The organism is Pseudomonas sp. IPO3749 (genome assembly GCF_013386605.1).
Lineage (GTDB): Bacteria > Pseudomonadota > Gammaproteobacteria > Pseudomonadales > Pseudomonadaceae > Aquipseudomonas > Aquipseudomonas azotoformans_A.
The window spans coordinates 45,175-66,432 of the sequence record NZ_JACARN010000009.1; the positions used below are offsets into that span (position 1 = coordinate 45,175).

Consider the following 21,258-nt stretch of genomic DNA (forward strand, 5'->3'; position numbering starts at 1 on the left):
CGGTTCGGCCCATGACTGCCGACCCACCCATCGTTGACCCAGAGCCTCCCCCGCCATGCCCCTGCTCGAAAGCCCCTTCGCCCAGCTCGATCTGATCCGCCAGCCAGAGCAACATAACGATCCGCTGCAAGCCTTCGATGCCGCCGACGAATACCTGCTCAATCATCTGGCCGAACAGAAACCGACGAATGTAACCCGCGTGCTGGTGCTCAATGACAGCTTCGGCGCCCTGGCCGCCAGCCTTCAGGGGCAGGTGCAGGTCGCGTCCAGCGGTGACTCGTTCCTGGCGGCCCAGGGCCTGGAGAAAAATCTGGTACGTAACGGCAAGGCGTTTGATGCAGTGGCATTCATCCCCGCCAGCCAGGTTCCGGCAGGCCCTTTTGACTGTGTGTTGATCCGCGTGCCTAAAACCCTGGCGCTGCTGGAAGAACAACTCATCCGCCTGCAAGGCCAACTCGCGCCAGGAGCCCAAGTCATCGCCGGGGCAATGATCAAGCATCTGCCACGGGCGGCAGGCGAGTTGCTGGAGCGCTATATCGGACCGATGCAGGCGTCGCTCGCAGTGAAAAAAGCGCGACTGCTGATCGCCACTGTTGAAGACCGCCCAGCAGCCATTTCGCCGTACCCCACCCGCTACACCCTGGATACGCCGGCAATCGAACTGCTGAACCACGCCAACGTGTTCTGCCGCGAAAGCCTGGACATCGGCACCCGTGCGTTCCTGCCCCACCTGCCGAAAAACCTGGGCAACGCCCGTGTGGCTGACCTGGGTTGCGGCAACGGCGTATTGGCGATTGCCAGCGCCCTGCAAAACCCCGACGCCCACTACACCCTGTTGGACGAGTCCTATATGGCGGTGCAATCGGCGGCCGAAAACTGGCAAGCCGCCCTCGGTGATCGCGATGTCATCATACGTGCCGCCGATGGCCTGGCTGGCCAGGAGCCCGGTTCGCTGGACGTGGTGCTGTGCAACCCGCCCTTCCACCAGCAACAGGTGGTCGGTGACTTCCTCGCCTGGCGCATGTTCCAGCAGGCACGTGAAGCGCTGGTGGTCGGCGGTGCCCTCTATATCGTCGGCAATCGCCACCTGGGGTATCACACCAAGCTGGCGCGGTTGTTCCGGGGTGTCGAGCAAGTCGCCACCACGCCAAAATTCGTGATCCTCAAAGCCCGTAAATAAAGCCCGCAAATAAAAAACCCTGCTTCTCTCGCGAAAAGCAGGGTTGAAAAACCGGGCCGCAAGGCCCGGATCGGGATGTCAGTGCGTGGTCAGGCCTGCCGCATTCATGAACATGCGCATCAGGCTGGCCACGACGAACAGGGCCAGCACACTGCCGGTCCAGATCATCGCCAGCCACCCCAGGCGCCGCCACAACGGCTGCTTCTCGGCCTGTTCGATCTCGTGCAACGAAGGTTTGCCGGACATGGCACGACCCTCCTAGTGATAACCGTCTTCGTGGGTGACCTTGCCGCGGAACACGTAGTAGCTCCAGAAGGTGTAGCCCAGGATGAACGGGATGATGAACAAGGTGCCGACCAGCATGAAGCCCTGACTCTGCGGCGGCGCCGCGGCGTCCCAGATCGACACGGACGGCGGGATGATGTTCGGCCACAGGCTGATGCCCAAACCGCTGTAGCCCAGGAAAATCAGCACCAGTGTCAGCAGGAACGGCGTGTAGTGCGCATTACGTGCGACCGCGCGGATCAGCCCGTACATGGTCACCAATACCAGGATCGGCACCGGCAAGAACCAGAACAGGTTCGGCAGGGTGAACCAGCGCGAGGCGATTTCCGGGTGGGTCAGTGGCGTCCAGATGCTCACGATGCCGATCACCGCCAGCACCACAAAGGCCAATGGCCGCGCCAGGTTGTGCATCTTTTCCTGCAACGGGCCTTCGGTTTTCATGATCAGCCAGGTGCAGCCCAGCAAGGCATAGGCCACGATCAGCGCCACGCCGCAGAACATCGTGAACGGCGTGGCCCAGTCCAGTGAACCACCGGCAAACTGGCGATTCACCACGGGAATGCCGTCGATAAACGCCCCCAGTGCCACGCCCTGGAAGAACGTCGCTGCCAGCGAGCCGCCGATAAACGCCTTGTCCCACAGGTGACGCTTATGGTCCTTGGCCTTGAAGCGGAACTCGAACGCCACGCCACGGAAGATCAGCCCGATCAGCATCAGGATCAGCGGCAGGTACAGCGCCGACAACACCACCGAATAGGCCAGCGGGAACGCACCGAACAATGCTGCGCCGCCTAGTACCAGCCAGGTTTCGTTACCGTCCCAGACCGGGGCCACGGTGTTCATCATCACGTCACGGTCGGTCTTGCCGGGGATAAACGGAAACAGGATGCCGATACCCAGGTCGAAGCCGTCCATGACCACGTACATCATGATGCCGAAGATGATGATCACGGCCCAGATCAGCGGAAGATCAATACCCATCTCAATTCCCCTTGTGCTGGATGTCGTCGTGCTCGTTGTCGGTGCCATCATCGGCAGCGGACAACGGACGGGCCGGTGTGCGTTTCTGGCCAGGGCCACCGTGGGTTGGCTCGGTGCTTTCGTGGGTCACAGGGCCTTTGCGCACCAGGCGCATCATGTAGCCCAGGCCTGCGCCGAACAGCGCGAAGTACACCACCACGAACAACACCAGGGTGATCGTCATCTGCGCCAGGCTATGCCCGGAAGACGCATCCGCCGTGCGCATCAAGCCGTAGACCACCCACGGCTGACGGCCAATCTCGGTGGTGAACCAGCCAGCAAGAATCGCGATCAAGCCCGAAGGCCCCATCCACAACGCCAGGTACAGGAACGGTTTGGACGTATACATCTTGTCGCCCCGGCGCAGCCAGAGGCTGAACAGGCCGGTGAAGATCATCAGGAAGCCGAGGCCGACCATGACCCGGAATGACCAGAACACGATAGTCGAATTGGGGCGGTCCTCAGGCGGGAACTCCTTGAGCGCCGGCACCTGTTTGTCCAGGGAGTGAGTGAGGATCAGGCTGCCCAGGTACGGGATCTCGACGGCGTACTTGGTCCTTTCCTCTTTCATGTCTGGCCAGCCGAACAGGATCAACGGCGTCGGTTCGTTGCCGATGTTTTCCCAGTGACCTTCAATCGCGGCGATTTTCGCCGGCTGGTGCTTCAACGTATTCAGGCCGTGGAAGTCACCGATCACGGCCTGGATAGGCGCGACGATCAGCGCCATCCACATCGCCATCGAAAGCATTTTGCGGATCGCCGGGTTGTCCTTGCCGCGCAACAAGTGCCAGGCCGCCGAGGAGCCGACGAAGAACGCAGTTGCTACGAACGCCGCCGTGGCCATGTGCGCCAGGCGATAAGGGAACGAGGGGTTGAAGACCACGGCGAACCAATCGGTCGGGATCACGCGGCCATCAATGATTTCAAAGCCCTGGGGCGTCTGCATCCAGCTGTTGGACGAGAGGATCCAGAACGTGGAAATCAAGGTGCCCACAGCCACCATCACGGTGGAGAAGAAGTGCAGGTTGCGCCCCACCTTGTTCCAGCCGAACAGCATCACGCCCAGGAAACCGGCCTCGAGGAAGAAGGCCGTGAGCACTTCGTACGTCAGAAGCGGCCCGGTGACGGCGCCGGCGAAGTCCGAGAAGCGGCTCCAGTTGGTGCCGAACTGGTAGGCCATGACCAACCCGGAGACCACGCCCATGCCGAAGTTGACGGCAAAGATCTTCGACCAGAAGTGGTAGAGGTCACGGTAAGTGTCGTTGTGCGTCTTGAGCCACAAGCCTTCCAGCACCGCGAGGTAACTGGCCAGGCCGATGGTGATCGCCGGGAACAGGATGTGGAAAGAGATGGTGAACGCAAATTGAATTCGGGCGAGATCTAGCGCCTCCAAACCGAACATAAGTCTTCCTCTGTCAGGTAATACCGGCTGCTGGCGGGAGCCTGCACCCACTGCCCCCACGGATATGGAGTCTGGCGAATTTCAATTCGTTTCTTTTTTTAACCACACGCGTAGGGAATCTGGCCTTGCGGCCGCCAGGTCGATGCCCGGGCGGACATTGATCTGGATCAAGCATTGGTGAAAGAGTAGTCCCATTTTCGATGTAGGACGGCGTGGTCTTTTGCCGCGTGACAGACTGCCTCAGATCAGTTCTTGCAACTATCTGTTACAACTTGATGATAATCTCGGCGTTCCCTCCGGCCCTGACCTGAACCCCCGATGCCTAGTGAACCCGCGTTGCTGTTGCGTCACCACCGCCCTTTCATCGCGTTCTGGCTGGCGCGTATCTTCACCGCCAGCGGCTTTCAGATGCTTACCGTGGCCATCGGTTGGAACCTCTATCAACTGACCGGCAATGTGCTGGACCTGGGCCTGGTCGGCCTGGTGGAATTCGTGCCGCGTGTATTGTTCATGCTGCACACCGGGCATGTGGCCGACCGCTATGAACGGCGCAAGGTCGCCGCCATCTGCCAGACTGTGCAGGCGTTGATCGCCCTAAGCCTGGCCATCGGCGGGCTGACCGGCAATGTGACCCGCGAGATGATCTTCATCCTCGCCTTCCTGCTCGGTGCCGCGCGTTCGTTTGAAATGCCGACCACCCAGGCGATGCTGCCCAGCATCGTGCCCAGCGCACTATTCCCGCGAGCGGTGGCCTCGTCGCAGTCGGCCCAGCAACTGGCAACCATCGTCGCCCCGGCCCTCGGCGGATTGCTCTACGCGTTTGGCAGCGTGTGGGTCTATGGCCCCACGGTGGTGCTGTACCTTATCGCCTGCGTGCTGACCCTGAATTTGCCCGCCCGCCAGACGCCACTCAACAAAGGCAAGGCGACCCTGGACTCCCTGCTCGCCGGCATCCGCTTCATCCGCAGCCGCCCGGACATCCTCGGCGCCATCTCCCTTGACCTGTTCGCCGTGCTGCTGGGTGGCGCCACCGCGTTGCTGCCGGTGTTTGCCAAAGACATCCTGCTGACGGGCGCCTGGGGCCTGGGCCTGCTGCGTTCGGCCCCGGCGGTGGGCGCGTTGTTGATGTCACTGTGGCTCGCGCGCTTTTCAGTGGACCGCCATGTGGGCCGTGTGATGTTCACCGCCGTCGGCGTGTTCGGCGTGGCGACCATCGCCTTTGGCCTATCGACCTCGTTCTGGTTCTCACTGGCGGTGCTGGTGGTGCTGGGCGCGGCGGACATGATCAGCATGGTGATCCGCGCGTCCTTCGTTCAGTTGGAGACGCCGGATGAAATGCGCGGGCGGGTCAGTGCGGTCAACGGCCTGTTTATCGGCGCGTCCAACCAGTTGGGCGAGTTCGAATCCGGGATTACCGCCCACTGGTTCGGCACCGTGCCCGCCGTGGTCATGGGCGGGATCGGTACGCTGGTGGTGACCGGGGTCTGGATCAAGCTGTTCCCGACCCTGGCCAACCGTGACCGCATGCATGTGCCCGTGGAGGAACCTGCGAAGGTCTAGAGCACCTTGTCGAGGGTGATGGGAAATTCCCGCACCCGCTTGCCGGTGGCGTGATAAATCGCATTGGCCACCGCCGCTGCGACCCCGACGATACCAATCTCACCGACGCCCTTGGACCCCAGGGCGTTGACGATCTCGTCGTGTTCTTCGACAAACACCACATCAATGTCGCCGATATCGGCGTTAACCGGAATATGGTACTCCGCCAGGCTATGGTTCATATAGCGCCCCAACTGATGGTCGATCTGGGTTTCTTCATGCAATGCCATGCCGATGCCCCACACCACCCCGCCGAGGATCTGGCTGCGGGCCATCTTCGGGTTGACCACTCGCCCGGCGGCAATCGCGCTGACTACCCGACGAACCTTGATGGTGCCCAGGTCTTCATCCACCTGCACTTCGACGAAGACCGCTGAGTGGGTGGCGGTGCTGTAGCCCTCGCGTTTTTTGTCGGGCTCACTGTCGACCTGCACTTGCAGCGCGTCTTCGCCGCTGTCCTTGACCAACTGTGCCAGCGACACACTCACGTCGCCGGTATGCAGTTGGCCCTCTTCGAAGCGCACGGCTTCGGCGTTCTTGAACACCGGGTAAGTCTGCCGGGCGATGTTCAGCAGCTTGGCATTCAAGGCCTCGCAGGCTTGCTGCACGGCAGTGCCGACGGAGGACACGGTGAATGAACCGCCCTGCAACGGCGCGGTGGGCAATGATGAATCACCCAGCAGAAACGTCACGTCTTCGACCGCCACACCGCTGGCCTGGGCCGCAATCTGGGTCATCACCGTGTAGGTACCGGTGCCGATATCGGTGGTGGCGCTGCTGACGGTCAGCTTGCCCTGCGCATCGAGGCGCGCCTTGGCGCTGGCCTTCATCTGCATGGCTTCCCACACGCCGCCGGCCATGCCCCAACCGATCAACTGGCGGCCGTCGCGCATGCTGCGTGGTTCCGGGTTGCGCTGGCTCCAGCCAAAACGCTCGGCGCCTTCGCGGTAACACTCGCGCAGGGCTTTGCTCGACCAGGGCTTGTCTTCGTTCTGGTTGCGCTCGGCGTAGTTGATCAGCCGCAGTTGCACCGGGTCGATGCCTAGCGCGCAGGCCAGTTCATCCATGGCGCACTCCAGGCCGATCACGCCGAGCGCTGCGCCGGGCGCACGCATGTCCAGCGGCGTGAACACGTCCAAGGGCACCAACTTATAAGTAAGCTGCACGTTGTCGCAGTGGTAGAGCATGCCGCTCCATTCCACGACGTGTTCGCTGAAGTCTTCGAAGCGCGAAGTCTGACCAATGGCGGTGTGCCCCAACGCCAGCAAGCGCCCGTTGGCGGCGGCGCCCAGTTGCAGGCGCTGCAAGGTGCGCGGGCGATAGCCGAACGTGAACATCTGCTGGCGCGTCAGCGTGACCCGCACCGAACGCTTGAGCGCCAACGAGGCCATCACAGCCAGCGGCAATTGGTACTGCGGACGCAGCCCGGAACCAAACGCGCCGCCGACGAACGCGGCGAAGATGCGCACCTGGCTTTTATCCAGGCCGAAGACTTTTTGCACATACGCCTGGCAATTCTGCGGGCCCTGGGTCTTGTCATGGATATGCAGGGTGCCGTCCGGCTGATACAGCACCGTACTGGCGTGGGGCTCCATTGGGTTGTGGTGTTCGATGGGCGTGCTGTAGTGCACATCCAGGCTGACGGCGGCAGCGGTCCATTCGGCCTGGAAGTTGCCACGCGGTTCGGGCGGGGTTTGCGGCGAGGCGTGAGCTTGATCCTGCATGGCCAGCAGGTCGGTTTCGAAGGCTTCGGTTTCGTACTCGATGTCCACCAGTGAACCCGCATGCCGCGCCAGTTCAAGGTTGTCGGCGATAACTAGGGCCAGAGGCTGGCCGCTGTACAGCACGCGATCGTTGTAGAGCGGACGAAACGGCGAGCCGTCGGCGGCGTCGGCATCCTGGAACGCGTCATCGTAGCTGGCGATTGTGGGGCGATTGAGGTGATGGATCACTTCCACCACGCCCGGCAGCGCCAGCGCCTTGGAGGCATCGATGCGCAGCACACGACCTTTGGCGACGGTACTGGAGACCACGCTGCCGTGCAGCAGGCCTTCCTCGGGAAACTCACCGGCATAACGCGCTTTACCTGTGACCTTGAGCAGACCGTCGACCCGGTCCAAGGGTTTGCCGATAGCGGTCATGGGCGCTCTCCTGCGACAGCCGCATCACTCAGGGCACGAATAATCCCCCGGCGTGCCAGCTTGATCTTGAAGCCGTTGTGTTCCAGGGGTTCTGCGTCTTGCAGCAGCGCGTCGGCGGCGTGGCTGAAGGTTTCGCGGCTGACGAGTTGGCCGATCAACGCGGCTTCCACTGCGCGGTCCCGCCAGGGTTTATGGGCCACGCCCCCCAAGGCCAGGCGCGCGTCGACGATGCGCTCGCCGTCCAATTCAAGGGCAGCAGCAACGGACACCAGGGCGAACGCATAGGAGGCGCGGTCGCGGATTTTCAGGTAGTTGCTGTGGCTCGCCAGGTTGTCGGCGGGCAGTTCGATGGCGGTGATCAGCTCATCGTCAGCCAACTGGTTGTCACGCTGCGGCGCATCGCCGGGCAGGCGATGGAAGTCGGCAAACTCGATAACACGAGCGCCTGCACGACCTTCGACATGCACCCGCGCTTCCAACGCCGCCAACGCCACGCACATATCGGAAGGATGGGTCGCGACGCACTGTTCACTGGCGCCGAGGATGGCATGAATGCGATTCAACCCCGTGCGTGCCGGGCAGCCGCTGCCGGGCTCGCGCTTATTGCACGGCACAGTGGCGTCATAAAAGTAGTAGCAGCGGGTGCGCTGCAACAGATTGCCGCCGGTACTGGCCATATTGCGCAGCTGCGGCGAGGCGCCAGCGAGGATGGCCTGGGACAGCAGCGGGTAACGCTGTTCGATCAGCGGGTGCCAGGCCAGGTCGGCGTTGCTCACCAGGGCGCCGATCAGCAGTCCGCCCTCGGCAGTTGCCTGAACCTCATTTAACGGCAGCCCTGTGATGTCGATGAGATGCTCGGGGCGGCTGATGTTTTCTTTCATCAGGTCCAGCAGGTTGGTACCACCAGCGATAAAACGCGAGGCGGCACTGCTCAGGTGCACCGCTTCCTGCACATCGGCCGGCTTGCTGTAGTGGAAGGGATTCATCGCTCACCTCCCACGACGTCTGCAATGGCATCGCGGATATTGCTGTAGGCGCCGCAGCGACACAGGTTGCCGCTCATCAGCTCCTGGATCTGGGCAGGGTCGTGGGCGCGGCCTTCATTGGCCAAGCCGACCGCCGAGCAGATCTGGCCGGGGGTGCAGTAACCGCATTGGAAGGCGTCGTGTGTGATGAAGGCTTGCTGCATCGGGTGCAGTTGGTCGCCGTCGGCCAGGCCTTCGATGGTGGTCAGCTCGGCGCCGTCGCACATCACCGCCAGGGTCAGGCAGGCATTGATGCGCTTGCCGTCGCGCAGCACCGTGCAGGCACCGCATTGGCCGTGGTCGCAGCCTTTTTTGCTGCCGACCAGGTCGAGCTGTTCACGCAACAGGTCAAGCAGCGTGGTCCAGGGCAACACATCCAGCTGGCGGTCCTGGCCGTTGAGGCGCAGGCGTATCGAGTGGCTGACGAACGGCTGGGCCGTCGCGCCATTTGGGGTCGCGCTCATAAACACCTCACGGGTTGGTGTACATCCGCGGCGTTAGGAAAGTCGCCGTCTTAAGGGGTACGACTTCCCAGGGTATTGAGCGTTCAAGCTGATTGATCAGCGGATATTGAGCTGCGTGGTCAGGGTATTTTGCGGCGGGTTGATCGAGGAATTGCTGTACTGGAACCAGCCTTGGGCCTCGACATTCAGGTCAAACACATAGATGTAGCCCATCAGTGTGCCCACGCCGTTGCACACTTCGCTGATGTTGCCGACCTGACAAACCGCCGTGCGTTGCCCATTCAATTCGGCGCCATCGAAGCGGCCCATGGGGTTGTTACCCAGGCCCACCTCCATCACGGAAACCTTGGTAGGCCCACGGTGCGTACACATCTGTGTGCTCTGCGCGCGCTCGGGGATGCTTTCCTTACACGCTGACGACTCGACCTGGAACACACGCACTTCGCTCAACGGCGGTGCAGTCGCGCCCCAGGCCGGTGCTGCGCCGAGCAACAGGCCGATACAGGGGATCAGGGCTAGACTCCACGGGCTGGGGTTTTTCATGCGGCAAGTGACCTTCGTTTAAACGTCGGCGCAGTATGCCTCAAGGCCTCGGCTGCTGGTATGATGCGCCGCTTTTTCCGATCCTCTCTGAAACCACAGGCGCTTGGCGCAGTTTGTGCTTTGACTTAGAGGTCAACAAATCACGACGCCACAGAGCGTCACAGGGAGCCGGCATGCTGGAAAAGCTGTTTCAACTCAAGGCACACAACACCAACGTGCGCACCGAGATTCTCGCGGGCATCACGACATTCCTGGCCATGGCCTACATTCTGTTCGTGAACCCGAGCATCCTCGGCGAGACCGGCATGGACAAGGGCGCGGTGTTCGTCGCGACCTGCCTGGCCGCTGCCATCGGTTCGACCGTGATGGGCCTGATCGCCAACTACCCGATCGCCCTCGCGCCGGGCATGGGCCTCAACGCCTTCTTTACCTACACCGTGGTCCTGCACATGGGCCACACCTGGCAGGTGGCGCTGGGTGCGGTGTTTATCTCGGCGGTGCTGTTTTTCCTGCTGTCGATCTTCCGTATTCGTGAATGGATCATCAACGCCATCCCACTGCCGCTGCGTTCGGCGATTGCCGCCGGTATCGGCCTGTTCCTGGCGTTGATCGCCCTGCACAACGCCGGCATCGTGGTCGGCAACCCCAACACCCTGGTGGGCCTGGGCGACCTGAAAAAACCCGCGCCGATCCTGGCTACGTTCGGCTTTATCCTGATCGTCGCCCTGGAAGCCCTGGCGGTACGCGGTGCCGTACTGATCGGCATCCTGGCGGTGACCATCGTCTCGATCCTGCTGGGCGTCACCCCCTTCGGCGGCGTTGTCTCGATGCCGCCTTCCCTGGCCCCGACCTTCCTGCAGCTGGATATCAAAGGCGCGCTGGACATCGGCCTGGTCAGCGTGATCTTCGCCTTCCTGTTCGTTGACCTGTTCGACAACTCCGGCACCCTGATCGGCGTGGCCAAGCGTGCGGGCCTGATGGGCAAGGACGGCCATATGCCAAAAATGGGCCGTGCGCTGATTGCCGACAGTACCGCCGCCATGGCCGGCTCGCTGCTGGGTACGTCGACCACCACCAGCTACATCGAATCGGCTGCGGGCGTGAGCGCCGGTGGCCGTACCGGCTTGACTGCCATCGTGGTCGCGATCCTGTTCCTGCTGGCACTGTTCTTCTCGCCGCTGGCCGCCAGCGTGCCGGCCTTCGCCACTGCGCCGGCACTGCTGTTCGTGGCGGTGCTGATGACACAGGGCCTGGCTGAAATCGACTGGGACGACATTACCGTTGCAGCGCCGGTGGTGATCACCGCCCTGGCGATGCCTTTCACCTATTCCATCGCCAACGGCATCGCCTTCGGTTTCATCGCCTGGACCGCCATCAAGCTGCTTTCGGGCCGCTACCGTGAGCTGAACCCGGCACTGGTGATTCTGTCGATTCTGTTTGTGATCAAGCTGGGCTGGTTCAACGCATGACTTTTGACGCCGCAAGCTACACCGCTCAACTGCAAGACAAGGTCACGCGCTTGCGTGACCTGCTGGCCCCGTTCGACGCGCCAGCGCCGCAGGTCTTCGACTCGCCGCTGCAGCACTTCCGTCTGCGCGCGGAGTTCCGCCTGTGGCGCGAGGGCGGTGAGCGCCACTACGCGATGTTTTCCCAGGACGACAAGCGCACGCCGATCCTGATCGAAGAATTCCCCATCGCCAGCCTGCGCATCAACCAGTTGATGCCGCAACTCAAGGCCGCCTGGCAAGCCAGTGCAGCCCTGAGCCACAAGCTGTTCCAGGTGGAGTTCCTCACCACCTTGGCCGGCGATGCGATGATCACCCTGTGCTATCACCGCCCGCTGGACGAGCATTGGCACACCGCCGCCAACCAACTGGCGGCTGACTTGAATGTCAGCATCATCGGCCGCTCCAAGGGCAAGCGCGATGTGATCGGCCATGACTACGTGGTGGAAAAACTCGACGTGGGCGGCCGCACCTTCAGCTATCGCCAACCCGAAGGCGCCTTCACCCAGCCCAACGGCACGGTGAACCAGAAGATGCTCAACTGGGCTTATGAAGCCCTGGGTGATCGCCCGGATGATCTGCTGGAGCTGTATTGCGGCAACGGCAACTTCACCCTGCCGCTGGCTACGCGTGTACGCAAAGTACTGGCCACCGAAATCAGCAAGACCTCGGTGAATGCGGCGCTGAGCAACCTCGATGAAAACGCGGTGGATAACGTCACCCTGGTGCGCCTCTCAGCCGAAGAACTCACCGAAGCGCTGAACGAAGTGCGTCCGTTCCGTCGCCTGCACGGCATCGACCTGAAAAGCTATGAATTCGGCAGCGTCTTCGTCGACCCGCCGCGCGCCGGCATGGACCCGGACACCTGCGAGTTGACCCGGCGCTTCGACAACATCCTGTACATCTCCTGCAACCCGGAGACGTTGGCGGCGAACATTGCGCAACTGCATGACACGCACAAGATCACCCAGTGTGCGATGTTTGACCAGTTCCCGTGGACGCACCATATGGAGTCCGGGGTGTTATTGACCCGGCGGTAACTCAACGTCTTCCGGTTCCTTCTTGCGCGGCCGCCCGCCCTTCTTGCCATTGGCACGGGCGGCGGCTGCTTTGGCGGCGCTGCTTTTGCGGCCGTTGCGCGAGGCCACCAGGCTGGTGGCCAGGTCCATCAGCGGTTTGCTGGTGGCGATCAGGCCCGTGACTGAAACGTCCAGGTCCTGGGCCTCACAGCACAGCGCCTTGCCGCCAAAGCCAACTTCCAGTTGCGCAAAGTCCTCCAGGGAAAACCCCTCGAACTCGGGCAGACCAGCCACTGGCAGTACAACACGACTGCCGTCGCTAAAGCCGATGGAAATGCAGTTGTCTTCATAACGCACAGAGCTGGCACGGGCATAAAGGTGCCGTGTCTTGCGCCCTCGGGCTATCGCCTTTTCGACGTCGGCCTCAGTGAGCGGTTTATAGGGTACAGCTTTGGCTTTTACGATTTGCTTCATAGTTCAATCTCCACGAAACCCGGCGCTCTGACCAGATTCAAAATGGTTTTCTGCCCCACGACATCGTGCCGGGCACGCGCGATCACATAAACACCCGGCTGAATGATCAGCCCAGGCAACACTTCGCGAGCCTCCCAATCCCAGGAATGATTCTCCAGGCAGACCGTTTGCAGGTACTCCCACCAGATCCTGCGTGCCCGCGCAAGGTAATGGCGCTGCATGATCGCCCCGCGTATCTCTTTCAAAACCGCCATGGGTGGCTGCCACCGCTCAGGCTCTACGTCCCACAACTCCACTTCCCCATTCAGAAAGCTGAATCGAAAACGCGCATCCCATTCGTTCCCCCGCACAGGCACATGGGGCGGGCAATGCTCATCCCTGATAAACACCGAAATCACATAGCCTTTGTAAGTGCCTACTCGCATCGTAACCCATCCGTTAGGTTATTTTCCGCCAGGTAACAATTTTCCCTTGTCACCCGACAACCGGCTCCATTTCCCAGAGCTGATTCACAGATTAGTAAGCACAAAAAACCCGGCGAATGCCGGGTTGTAACCACTCATGCCGAGGGCTGGAAATACCCCGCCAAGGCCCGCAAGTCCTGCTCGCTCAGCAACCCCGCGTAATACTTCAGCTGAATCCTTGCCAGCAGATACGCATGTCGCGCATTCGCCAAATCGCGGCGGGCGGTGAAGAGTTGCTGTTCGGCGTCGAGCACGTCGAGGTTGACCCGCTCACCGCCGGCCACACTCTTTTTCGTCGCAGCGACTAAAGCCGTGGCAGAGCTGACGGCCATTTCATAAGCACGCACTTTCGCCGCGCCACTGGTGTTGAGGTTGAACTGTTTGCGCAACTCCACCAGCGTGGCCGAGGTTTGCGCGTCCAACTCGTATTGGGCCTGGGACAACTGGTTCGCCGCCTGGCGGGTCGACGCCGACACACCACCACCGGCAAACAGCGGCAGGCTGACCTGAATGCCGACAGTATTAGTGTCGTATTTCTGGTTGTAGCTACTTTCCGAGTCGGAGTTGGTCTGGCGGCTGGTGGCGTACAGGCTGACCTTGGGCAGGTGGCCTGCGCGTTTGCGTTCCACTTCATAGGAGGCCACGTCCAGGGCGTGGTGCTGGGATTTGAGTTCCGGGTTGTTGGCCATGGCCAGTTCACGCCAAGTCTCGAAGCGATTGGGTTCCAGGGGCGGAATATCGAATTGGCGCGTCAGCGGCGCCAGTTCTTCGATCTGCAACGGTTGGCCGACGATGGCTTCCAGCTCGCGCAAGGCGCTGTCCTGGGCGTCTTGCGATTCGATTTCTTCGGCCTGGGCCAGGCTCAGGCGCGCCTGGGTTTCCAGCACATCGGTGCGTGTGCCTTCACCGCCTTTTAGAAGGCGATCATTGAGTTGCAAGCGCTCGGTATACGCACGCTTCTGTGCACGGCTCAGCTCAATGCGTTCCTGGGCCAACAACGCCTGGCTGTAGGCATTGAGTACCCGCACGGCCAGTTCCTGGCTCTTGCCGCGAAAGCGTTCATCAGCCATCAATGCCTGAGCGGTGCCCTGGCGAAAACGCGCATAGGCTTCGTAATCCAGCAGCGGCTGCTGCAAGGTCAAGGTCGACGCATAGCTGCGGTAATCACGGTCGCTTTTGACATCACCCGCCGTTACTTCGGACTCGTTGCGCGAGTTGTTATAGCTCCACGACAAATTCGGCAACAACGCCGCACGGCCGATCGCGCGGTTTTCTTCACCGCCTTCACGCTCCTGGATGGCGGCCTGAAACGTCGGATCGTTGCGTAGCGCCAAGTCATAGGCATCCAGCAAACCCAGGGCGTGTGCCGCCGAGGTACAACCGAAACACAGGGTAAACACCAGCGCCTTCATTCTTCCACCAGGGCCATATGGGTGCGATCCATCAGGGGTTTGAACAGGTAGTTGAGCATCGAGCGCTCCCCGGTCTTGACGAAGGTTTCCACCGGCATGCCTGGGCGGATCTGAACACCGTCCAGTTGCTGCATGCCGGCCGCGCTCACTTGGGCACGCAGCGTGTAATAGGGCTCATCGGTGCGTTCATCGACCTGACGGTCCGCCGAGACCAACGTCACCTCACCGGCCACCCGTGGCGTGGTGGATTGGTTGAAGGCCGAGAACATCAGCTCCACCGGCAGGCCGGGGTGCACCTTGTCGACCATCTGCACCGGCACCCGCGCCTCCACCAGCAAGGGCTCGCCCTGGGGCACGATGTCCATCAACGGCTGGCCGGGCTTGATCACGCCGCCTTCGGTGTACACGTCCAACCCCACCACCACGCCGCTTGCGGGCGCACGCACCAGGCTGTTCGCCAATTCGAACTCGGCCGACGCCAGGCGATTGCGAAGGTCGTCGCTGCGGGTGCGGGTCTCGGCCAACTGGCCGCGCAGGTCTTTCTGGAAGTCTTCGCCGAGCTGGCGGATGCGCAGGCGCAGTTCCATCACCTGGCGTTGCAGTTGGCCGATGCGACCGTAGTCCTCGGCGATGGCGCCGTCGATCTGAGAGTACAGTCGCTCGCTGTCGAGCAGGCGGTTGCGTGGGATATAACCTTCACGCGCCAACTCGCGCAGGCCTTGCAACTGCTCGTTCAACGCTGCGCGCTGCTGGACCTTGCTCGCTTGCGAATCCCGCGTACCGCGCAGTTGCGCCTCGGCCCCGGCGATGGTTTCGCGCAGGCCTTGTTGCTCGGTGGCCAGTGCCTGGGCGCGGCTATTGAACAACTGTCGTTGCAGGCTCAAGGTGCCCGCCGCCTGCGGATCGTTAAGCAATTCAGCGTTGAAGGTGATCGCCGCCAACCCTTCGCTTTCAGCACTCAAGCGCGCCTCGCTGGCCAGGGACGCCAGGTACTGGCTGCGCAGGGACTGCATCTGCCCGCGCAACGGGGTTTCCTTCAAGCGCAACAACACTTGACCGGCGCTCACCACGTCACCGTCGCGCACGTCGATACGCTCGACGATACCCCCGGCCGGGTGCTGCACGGTCTTGCGATGGCCCGAGACCATGACCTTGCCCGGCACGGCCACGCCCTTATCGAGTGGCGCCAAAGCCGCCCATCCGAGGAAGCCGGCAAAACCGCCGAGTACCAACAGCCATCCCAGGCGCGAGTACTTTTTGTCATCCAGCGCCAGCACATTATTGGGCGCATCGCTGATCAATACAGGTTTGCTCTGGTTCATGCCTGTTTTCCTTCACCGAGGCGGTAACTCATGCTCATGGTCGATACCGGTTTGGGCGCTGCCGGTTTCTGCCGTGCCTCCAGCACACGCGCCGTCGGCCCAAAGGCCTGCAGCTGACCTTCCTTGAGGATCAGCAACTGGTCAGTCAGGGTCAGCACGTTGGGTTTGTGGGTGATCAGGATCACTGTTCGGCGCTGCTGCTTGAGCTGGGTGATCGCTTGGAGCAAAGCCTGCTCGCCGACTTCATCGAGGTTGGCGTTGGGTTCGTCCAACACAATCAGCGCGGGCAGGCCGTACAGCGCGCGGGCCAGCGCGACGCGTTGCTTCTGGCCACCGGAAAGCCCGCTGCCGCCCTCCCCCAATTGCGTGTCGTAGCCCTGGGGCAATTGCAGGATCAGCTCATGCACGCCGGCCATTTGTGCAGCCGCGAGGACTTTATCCGCGTCGACCTCAGCAAACCGCGCGATGTTTTGCGCGATGCTGCCGGCGAACAGCTGGATGTCTTGCGGCAGGTAACCGATGTGCGGGCCCAACTGCTGCTTGTCCCATAAGGCCAAGTCGGCGCCATCCAGCCGCACCTTGCCGGCCAGGGGCGCCCAGGCGCCCACCAGTATCCGAGCGAGGGTGGATTTGCCGCAGCCCGACGGCCCGATCACGCCCAGGACTTCCCCGGCTGCCAGGTTGAAACCCAGATTGGCCAACGCGGGCCGACGGCTGCCGGGGGCACAGGCGCTGATCTGTTCGACGCTCAATTGGCCTTTGGGCACCGGCAGCGTCATACGCTGCGGACGCGCGGGATTCGCCGCCAGCATCTGCGACAACCGATCAAAGGCCAGGCGCGCCGAACCCCACTGTTTCCACACGCCGATCAATTGGTCGATGGGGCTCAGCACGCGGCCCATCAGGATCGAGCCGGCAATCATCATGCCCGGCGTGATCTCGCCTTGCACCGCCAGCAAGGCGCCCAGGCCCAGCACCAGGGATTGCAGCGCCAGACGCACGCCCTTGGACCAGGCGGTAACGGTCGCGGTCTTTTCACTGGCCAGGTTCTGCTGCGCCAAAAACGCCTGATGCTGGCCGAACCAACGCGCACGAAAGGTGGCGAGCATGCCCATGGCTTCGATGGTGTCGGCATTGCGCAGGTTGGCCGTGGCCTGCTGGCTGGCGCTGATGGACAGCTGGCTGGCCAGGGCCATCGGCGCCTGGCTGACGTGATGGTTGACCCACGCCAGCACAATCAACAACAGCGCGCCGATCAGCGCCAACAGACCGAGCCAGGGGTGGAACAGGAAAATCACCAGCAGGTACACCGGAAACCACGGCGCATCAAAGAATGCGAACAACGCCTGGCCGGTGGCGAACTGGCGCAGCGTGGTCAGGTCATGCAACGCCTGGCCCGCCGCCTGCGTGCCGCCCTTGAGCTGCGCTTCAAACGCGGCGTCGTACACCCGCTGGTTCAAGCGCATGTCCATCTGCGTACCGAGGCGGATCACCACCTGGCTGCGCACCCATTCCAACGCGCCCATCAGGCCGAACAGGCCGAGGATCATCAGCGTCAGCATCAACAGGGTCATCTGATTGCCCGAGGCCAGCACCCGGTCGTACACCTGCAGCATGTACAGCGCCGGGGCGAGCATCAGCAGGTTGATCACCGCCGAGAACAGGCCGATGTTGAAGAAGCCACTTTTATAGGCCTTGAGGGCGGCCAAGGTTTCGTTGCCGACGTGGCGCATCTGGGGATTCTCATGGGGTTGAGCGGGCAGCGCCGCCGCGTTGACAGGCAAAGCGACGCTGCGCAGAATTCGGCACCGCCGTCGCTGAAGAGTTAGAAGGCTTGGCGACAGCGGTGTGTAAAACGGCGAATGGGAGAGCGATCTTCCATTCGCTTTTTTGCTTAAGCGGCCAGGGCGAAGTCCTGCGGCACGTCTTGCACGCCCACCAGGGCAATGTCGGACGCTGCGACCGAAGCCGAGTCCACATGAGCCACACCGGCAGCCGCCAGTTGGTCGAACGTCGAGTTGATCGACAGGCTTGGGTCGATGTCCTTGAGCAGGGAGTCGATCGCCGAAGCCAGTGCCGAGCTGTCGCCACTCATCAGGCCGTATACGATTTTGTGCACCTGGCCATCACGGCCTTCGGATTGCAGGCTCGACAGGCCCAGGTTGGCGAAGCTGACTTCCTGCTCGGCGAGGCTGTAGCTACCGCCGGCCCCGCCGCCGGTCAGGATAGTGCCCAGGTTCAGGGAGTCGATCGAACCCCACAAGGTGTGCGACGGCGGGTTGAACAAGGTGTAATGCAGGTCACCATTAGCCACCACAGCCGCGTTGCTTTCAGTGCTCGACACACCGTATTGGGTGCCATCGAACGGGCCAGGATTGAAACCACCGGTGTTCGAACCCTCCTTGACCGACCCTTCACGGTGGTTCAGGTCACCAAAGTAAGCCGACCAGTCGCTCAGGTACTCGGCAACGGTGTTAGTGGCGTAGGTCGTGCTGTATGAAATAGAAATGCTCATGCAAAACTCCAAGTCATGGGGTGGTATCTCCACAGCAAGCCACTGCCTGCTGTGGTTTTGCCCGTCACTGGGCAAAATCGGTCAGAACTGATATTCAACGGTGCCTTGCAACGTGCGCCCACGCCCCAGGGTGAAGGCCAACACGTCGCCCAGCGGCACCAGATAGGCGCGGTCGGTGACGTTTTCCATGGCCAGGCGCAGGGTCAACTGGTCGGTGGCGCGGTAGCTGCTGTAGAGGTCATAGACGGTGTAGGGCTTCCAGTCGGCCGGGTACACACCGGTTTGCGAAGTGGTCACGCCGACGCCGCCCTTGACGTAGTAACCACCGCTGTAACGGGCGCGAACGCCCACATCCAACTTGCGCTCAAGGAAGCGCGCGCCCAGCGTCGCGGTGCCGCGATCCATCGGCATGTGCTCTGAGGAGCCCAGGATCGCGCTGCAACTCTGCCCCGCATTGGCCACGTCATCCGGCACCATCGCGTCTACCGGCGCCCGGCTACCCGGCCCTTTCTGGATCTTGGTCACACCGCCCAACCATGCGGTCTTGCTGCAGAACTTATTGCTGCCGAGCATGCGTGTGTAGTTGAACTGGCCGTAGGCGAACCCGGCGTCGTAATCCAGCTGGTATTCCAGGCCGCGAAAACGCGTGGTCTCCAGGTTGTTCACATACGCCGCATTACCGATATTGGCGATGCCATAACCTGGCGGCTGCACGCCCAGGGCCATATAGGAAAAGTCGTCCACACGGGTGTTGAAGTAGGACACTTTCATGCCCACGCGGTCTTCGGAGAACAGCAGGTCCTCCTTCAACACATTGAAGCCAACCTCCCAGGACGTGGACGTCTCAGGCTTCAAGTAGGGGTTGGGGAAAATCGACTCCGAGCCCCCTCCATGTGGCCGGCCACTCACCAGCGTTTCGGTGACTGCAGGCGGGCGCCAGCCCTTGCCGTAGGTGGCGAAGAGTTGAAGCCAATCCACGCCCGGCTTGATCGACAGGCCAAAGGTCGGCGAGAAATGCCCCTCTTCCCGATCCACGTCATAGGTCATGGGCAAGCCCACTTGCCGGGTGGTGCCAATGATGAACGTACGCGTGTTCAAACCGGTTTCGCCCCGCAGCCGATAGCGGTCGTAGCGCAACCCGGCGTTGAGGTTCAGCCAGTTGTCGTAGTCGAAATCCAGGCGCGCGAACAGGCTACCCATCGCCCGGTCACCTTTGGGCGTGATGCTTTCCGCCGCCGAGGCCGTGACGGCCGAGTCGGCGGCCACCATTTGGTTGGAGTCCGGGCGGACTTTGTCGTAGAAAAATTCCAGGCCATAGTTGGCCTTGATCACGGACAGTTCGCTCAAGGCAAAGGTCGAAATGTTCTGTGCCTGGAAACCATAGGTGTTGGTCTGGTAGGTGACCTCGTAACCCTTGCTGCTGCCACGGGTCAGCGTGGACTGATCGTTGCGGGTATCGACGTAATAAAGCTTGGCCTTGAAATCGATCAACGGGTTGTCCGGCGTGTAGCTGTAGTCCAGCGCGAAGTTCTGCGCCGTGACGTCGCTGCTGCCGAGTTTCTCCCAGAGCTGGGCTTTTTCGGCGGTCATCATGTTGACGTCGTCATAGCCGACTTCGGTGGTCAGGTAGCTCAGTTGAAGGCGCTGATCCACCGGCAGGTTGAGGCCTAGCTTGAGCAGTCGCGAGCGCATCACCGAACCGGTGTATTCCACAGTGGAGTTCTTGATCCGGTCTTCACTGGCCGGCAGGAAGGAACTGCCAGTGCGCAACTCGCCAATGCTGCCCTGGGTGCCGGGCTTATAGTCGCCGAGGTGACGCTCACTGGCCGCCACCAACATGTCCCACACGTCGGTGCCCACCGCAAACGCCGAGCTGCCGATAAAGTGCGTGCCGTTGCTGCGCCCGCCCAAACCTGTGGTCAAGCGGATACGCCCGCCGATTTCCTTGCCGTCCTTGAGCAGGTCGGCCGCTTCCACGGTACGAAAGTTGGCCACCCCGCCAATCACCCCCGCCCCACCCATCGTGGAAGTGGCGCCCTTTTCGATCACCACTTCAGACAACAACTCCGGGTCGACATACAGCGTGCCATTGCGTTGCTGGTGGCCACTTTGTTGATAGTTCTGACGCATGCCGTCCACGGACATGTTGACCCGGCCGTAGTCCTGTATGCCGCGAATATTCACCGACAAACCGGGGTCTTGCTGGCTGACCGCCGAGTAGACGCCCGGCGCCTCCTCCAGCATTTCAGCGGCATGCCGGGGCGGGTTGCGATCCAGTTGCTCGCGCCCGACCACACTCACCGAGCGGGGCGACGAGTACACCCAATCGTTGGGGTGCAGGCCGGTGATCGTGGTGGTGCCCAGCGCCAAAGCGGCGCCGCTCTGCTCAACGCGGGTCAGGGTGACCTGACGCTCGCCGTTGAAGCGATACTCCACCGGGGCGTTGCCCAGCAACCGCGCCAAGCCTTCCTGCACGCTGTACTGCCCTTTCACCGCCGTACTCTGCAGACCTTCCAGGCGCTGGCTGTCGAACAGCACTTGCAGGCCGGCTTGGTCGGCAAACGCCAGCACGGCACTGCCCAGGGATTGCGCAGGGATATCAATCATCAACACAGCTGGCTGTGCAGCCTTCACCTGGGGTTGCGCGGCGTACACCGGGGCCGCAACGGCGAACAGGCCCAAGTGGATGGCCAGGGCTAACCGGCTAACGGTGATACGCCCCTTGTTGAGTGCTGACATTTCTGTTGTTCCCTGCGCTGAGCGTTTTTTGTTTATGCGAATGCTTCTCACCTAGCAAGACGTGCGACGCGCAGGAAGTCAGTAAGATTTTTTGAAAGTTTTTCAGGAAGGGGGATTTCAGGCGGTGGGAGCAGGCCCCCACCGGGTCA

At 61.9% G+C, this 21,258-nt stretch carries 18 protein-coding genes; 4 read left to right on the forward strand and 14 right to left on the reverse strand.

What is annotated here, in order from left to right; all coding sequences use genetic code 11:
* Positions 1-55: 55 nt before the first annotated feature.
* Complete coding sequence (locus HX812_RS03760) at positions 56-1,180, forward strand: class I SAM-dependent methyltransferase (protein WP_038847602.1); 1,125 nt, start codon at positions 56-58, stop codon at positions 1,178-1,180.
* Positions 1,181-1,258: 78 nt separating this feature from the next.
* Here HX812_RS03760 and HX812_RS03765 read toward each other — a convergent pair whose 3' ends face one another.
* The 3 genes from HX812_RS03765 to HX812_RS03775 are packed head-to-tail and all read right to left on the reverse strand — an operon-like array spanning position 1,259 to position 3,887.
* Positions 1,259-1,426: a DUF2474 domain-containing protein gene (locus HX812_RS03765; protein WP_010206690.1), complete on the reverse strand. Its 168-nt coding sequence runs from the start codon at positions 1,424-1,426 to the stop codon at positions 1,259-1,261.
* Positions 1,427-1,438: 12 nt separating this feature from the next.
* Positions 1,439-2,446, reverse strand: a complete 1,008-nt coding sequence (gene cydB / locus HX812_RS03770; RefSeq protein WP_015885994.1) for a cytochrome d ubiquinol oxidase subunit II — start codon at positions 2,444-2,446, stop codon at positions 1,439-1,441.
* Position 2,447: 1 nt separating this feature from the next.
* Positions 2,448-3,887 (reverse strand): cytochrome ubiquinol oxidase subunit I, encoded by a 1,440-nt coding sequence (locus HX812_RS03775; RefSeq protein WP_038847600.1) that lies wholly within the window; start codon positions 3,885-3,887, stop codon positions 2,448-2,450.
* 318 nt (positions 3,888-4,205) lie between these two features.
* Here HX812_RS03775 and HX812_RS03780 point away from each other — a divergent pair, with 318 nt between their 5' ends.
* Positions 4,206-5,447, forward strand: coding sequence for an MFS transporter (locus HX812_RS03780; protein WP_038847599.1), 1,242 nt, complete (start codon positions 4,206-4,208; stop codon positions 5,445-5,447).
* On the opposite strand, the gene HX812_RS03785 is transcribed toward HX812_RS03780, so the two are convergent.
* The 4 genes from HX812_RS03785 to HX812_RS03800 form a co-directional block, all read right to left on the reverse strand.
* Positions 5,444-7,627, reverse strand: a complete 2,184-nt coding sequence (locus HX812_RS03785; RefSeq protein ID WP_038847598.1) for a xanthine dehydrogenase family protein molybdopterin-binding subunit — start codon at positions 7,625-7,627, stop codon at positions 5,444-5,446. The two genes, HX812_RS03780 and HX812_RS03785, sit on opposite strands and share 4 nt — an antisense overlap.
* Positions 7,624-8,613: a xanthine dehydrogenase family protein subunit M gene (locus HX812_RS03790; protein WP_038847597.1), complete on the reverse strand. Its 990-nt coding sequence runs from the start codon at positions 8,611-8,613 to the stop codon at positions 7,624-7,626. The genes HX812_RS03785 and HX812_RS03790 overlap by 4 nt, the downstream gene beginning before the upstream one ends.
* Complete coding sequence (locus HX812_RS03795; RefSeq protein WP_038847596.1) at positions 8,610-9,116, reverse strand: (2Fe-2S)-binding protein; 507 nt, start codon at positions 9,114-9,116, stop codon at positions 8,610-8,612. The genes HX812_RS03790 and HX812_RS03795 overlap by 4 nt, the downstream gene beginning before the upstream one ends.
* Before the next feature lie 96 nt (positions 9,117-9,212).
* Positions 9,213-9,659, reverse strand: a complete 447-nt coding sequence (locus HX812_RS03800; RefSeq protein WP_038847595.1) for a DUF4879 domain-containing protein — start codon at positions 9,657-9,659, stop codon at positions 9,213-9,215.
* A 173-nt stretch (positions 9,660-9,832) separates the two neighbouring features.
* Here HX812_RS03800 and HX812_RS03805 point away from each other — a divergent pair, with 173 nt between their 5' ends.
* Both HX812_RS03805 and trmA read left to right on the forward strand, forming a co-directional pair.
* Positions 9,833-11,128 (forward strand): NCS2 family permease, encoded by a 1,296-nt coding sequence (locus HX812_RS03805; protein ID WP_038847593.1) that lies wholly within the window; start codon positions 9,833-9,835, stop codon positions 11,126-11,128.
* The gene (trmA, locus tag HX812_RS03810) at positions 11,125-12,204 is read left to right on the forward strand and encodes a tRNA (uridine(54)-C5)-methyltransferase TrmA (RefSeq protein ID WP_038847591.1); all 1,080 of its coding nucleotides are present in this window, start codon (positions 11,125-11,127) and stop codon (positions 12,202-12,204) included. The genes HX812_RS03805 and trmA overlap by 4 nt, the downstream gene beginning before the upstream one ends.
* Here the strand turns inward: trmA and HX812_RS03815 are convergent.
* From HX812_RS03815 to HX812_RS03845, 7 genes are all read right to left on the reverse strand, one after another.
* Complete coding sequence (locus tag HX812_RS03815) at positions 12,187-12,657, reverse strand: DUF2442 domain-containing protein (protein ID WP_033897885.1); 471 nt, start codon at positions 12,655-12,657, stop codon at positions 12,187-12,189. The two genes, trmA and HX812_RS03815, sit on opposite strands and share 18 nt — an antisense overlap.
* Positions 12,654-13,082, reverse strand: a complete 429-nt coding sequence (locus HX812_RS03820) for a hypothetical protein (RefSeq protein ID WP_038847589.1) — start codon at positions 13,080-13,082, stop codon at positions 12,654-12,656. Before HX812_RS03820 ends, HX812_RS03815 begins: the two co-directional genes overlap by 4 nt.
* Before the next feature lie 134 nt (positions 13,083-13,216).
* Positions 13,217-14,533: a TolC family outer membrane protein gene (locus HX812_RS03825; protein WP_038847588.1), complete on the reverse strand. Its 1,317-nt coding sequence runs from the start codon at positions 14,531-14,533 to the stop codon at positions 13,217-13,219.
* The gene (locus HX812_RS03830) at positions 14,530-15,855 is read right to left on the reverse strand and encodes an HlyD family type I secretion periplasmic adaptor subunit (protein WP_038847586.1); all 1,326 of its coding nucleotides are present in this window, start codon (positions 15,853-15,855) and stop codon (positions 14,530-14,532) included. Before HX812_RS03830 ends, HX812_RS03825 begins: the two co-directional genes overlap by 4 nt.
* Positions 15,852-17,588, reverse strand: a complete 1,737-nt coding sequence (locus tag HX812_RS03835; RefSeq protein ID WP_038847584.1) for a type I secretion system permease/ATPase — start codon at positions 17,586-17,588, stop codon at positions 15,852-15,854. Before HX812_RS03835 ends, HX812_RS03830 begins: the two co-directional genes overlap by 4 nt.
* Before the next feature lie 161 nt (positions 17,589-17,749).
* Entirely contained in the window at positions 17,750-18,370 is a 621-nt protein-coding gene (locus HX812_RS03840) for a heme acquisition protein HasA (protein WP_038847583.1), read from the reverse strand.
* 81 nt (positions 18,371-18,451) lie between these two features.
* Positions 18,452-21,109, reverse strand: coding sequence for a TonB-dependent receptor (locus tag HX812_RS03845; RefSeq protein ID WP_038847582.1), 2,658 nt, complete (start codon positions 21,107-21,109; stop codon positions 18,452-18,454).
* Between the last annotated feature and the right edge of the window lie 149 nt (positions 21,110-21,258).

Excerpts from the sequence above, each read along its gene's own strand:
- HX812_RS03820 (WP_038847589.1), bottom strand. The coding sequence starts at position 13,082 with ATGCGAGTAGGCACTTACAAAGGCTATGTGATTTCGGTGTTTATCAGG.
- HX812_RS03795 (WP_038847596.1), bottom strand. The coding sequence starts at position 9,116 with ATGAGCGCGACCCCAAATGGCGCGACGGCCCAGCCGTTCGTCAGCCAC.
- HX812_RS03775 (WP_038847600.1), bottom strand. The coding sequence starts at position 3,887 with ATGTTCGGTTTGGAGGCGCTAGATCTCGCCCGAATTCAATTTGCGTTC.
- HX812_RS03845 (WP_038847582.1), bottom strand. The coding sequence starts at position 21,109 with ATGTCAGCACTCAACAAGGGGCGTATCACCGTTAGCCGGTTAGCCCTG.
- HX812_RS03835 (WP_038847584.1), bottom strand. The coding sequence starts at position 17,588 with ATGCGCCACGTCGGCAACGAAACCTTGGCCGCCCTCAAGGCCTATAAA.
- HX812_RS03780 (WP_038847599.1), top strand. The coding sequence starts at position 4,206 with ATGCCTAGTGAACCCGCGTTGCTGTTGCGTCACCACCGCCCTTTCATC.
- cydB (WP_015885994.1), bottom strand. The coding sequence starts at position 2,446 with ATGGGTATTGATCTTCCGCTGATCTGGGCCGTGATCATCATCTTCGGC.
- HX812_RS03830 (WP_038847586.1), bottom strand. The coding sequence starts at position 15,855 with ATGAACCAGAGCAAACCTGTATTGATCAGCGATGCGCCCAATAATGTG.
- HX812_RS03760 (WP_038847602.1), top strand. The coding sequence starts at position 56 with ATGCCCCTGCTCGAAAGCCCCTTCGCCCAGCTCGATCTGATCCGCCAG.
- HX812_RS03825 (WP_038847588.1), bottom strand. The coding sequence starts at position 14,533 with ATGAAGGCGCTGGTGTTTACCCTGTGTTTCGGTTGTACCTCGGCGGCA.
- HX812_RS03785 (WP_038847598.1), bottom strand. The coding sequence starts at position 7,627 with ATGACCGCTATCGGCAAACCCTTGGACCGGGTCGACGGTCTGCTCAAG.
- HX812_RS03805 (WP_038847593.1), top strand. The coding sequence starts at position 9,833 with ATGCTGGAAAAGCTGTTTCAACTCAAGGCACACAACACCAACGTGCGC.
- HX812_RS03815 (WP_033897885.1), bottom strand. The coding sequence starts at position 12,657 with ATGAAGCAAATCGTAAAAGCCAAAGCTGTACCCTATAAACCGCTCACT.
- trmA (WP_038847591.1), top strand. The coding sequence starts at position 11,125 with ATGACTTTTGACGCCGCAAGCTACACCGCTCAACTGCAAGACAAGGTC.
- HX812_RS03765 (WP_010206690.1), bottom strand. The coding sequence starts at position 1,426 with ATGTCCGGCAAACCTTCGTTGCACGAGATCGAACAGGCCGAGAAGCAG.
- HX812_RS03800 (WP_038847595.1), bottom strand. The coding sequence starts at position 9,659 with ATGAAAAACCCCAGCCCGTGGAGTCTAGCCCTGATCCCCTGTATCGGC.
- HX812_RS03840 (WP_038847583.1), bottom strand. The coding sequence starts at position 18,370 with ATGAGCATTTCTATTTCATACAGCACGACCTACGCCACTAACACCGTT.
- HX812_RS03790 (WP_038847597.1), bottom strand. The coding sequence starts at position 8,613 with ATGAATCCCTTCCACTACAGCAAGCCGGCCGATGTGCAGGAAGCGGTG.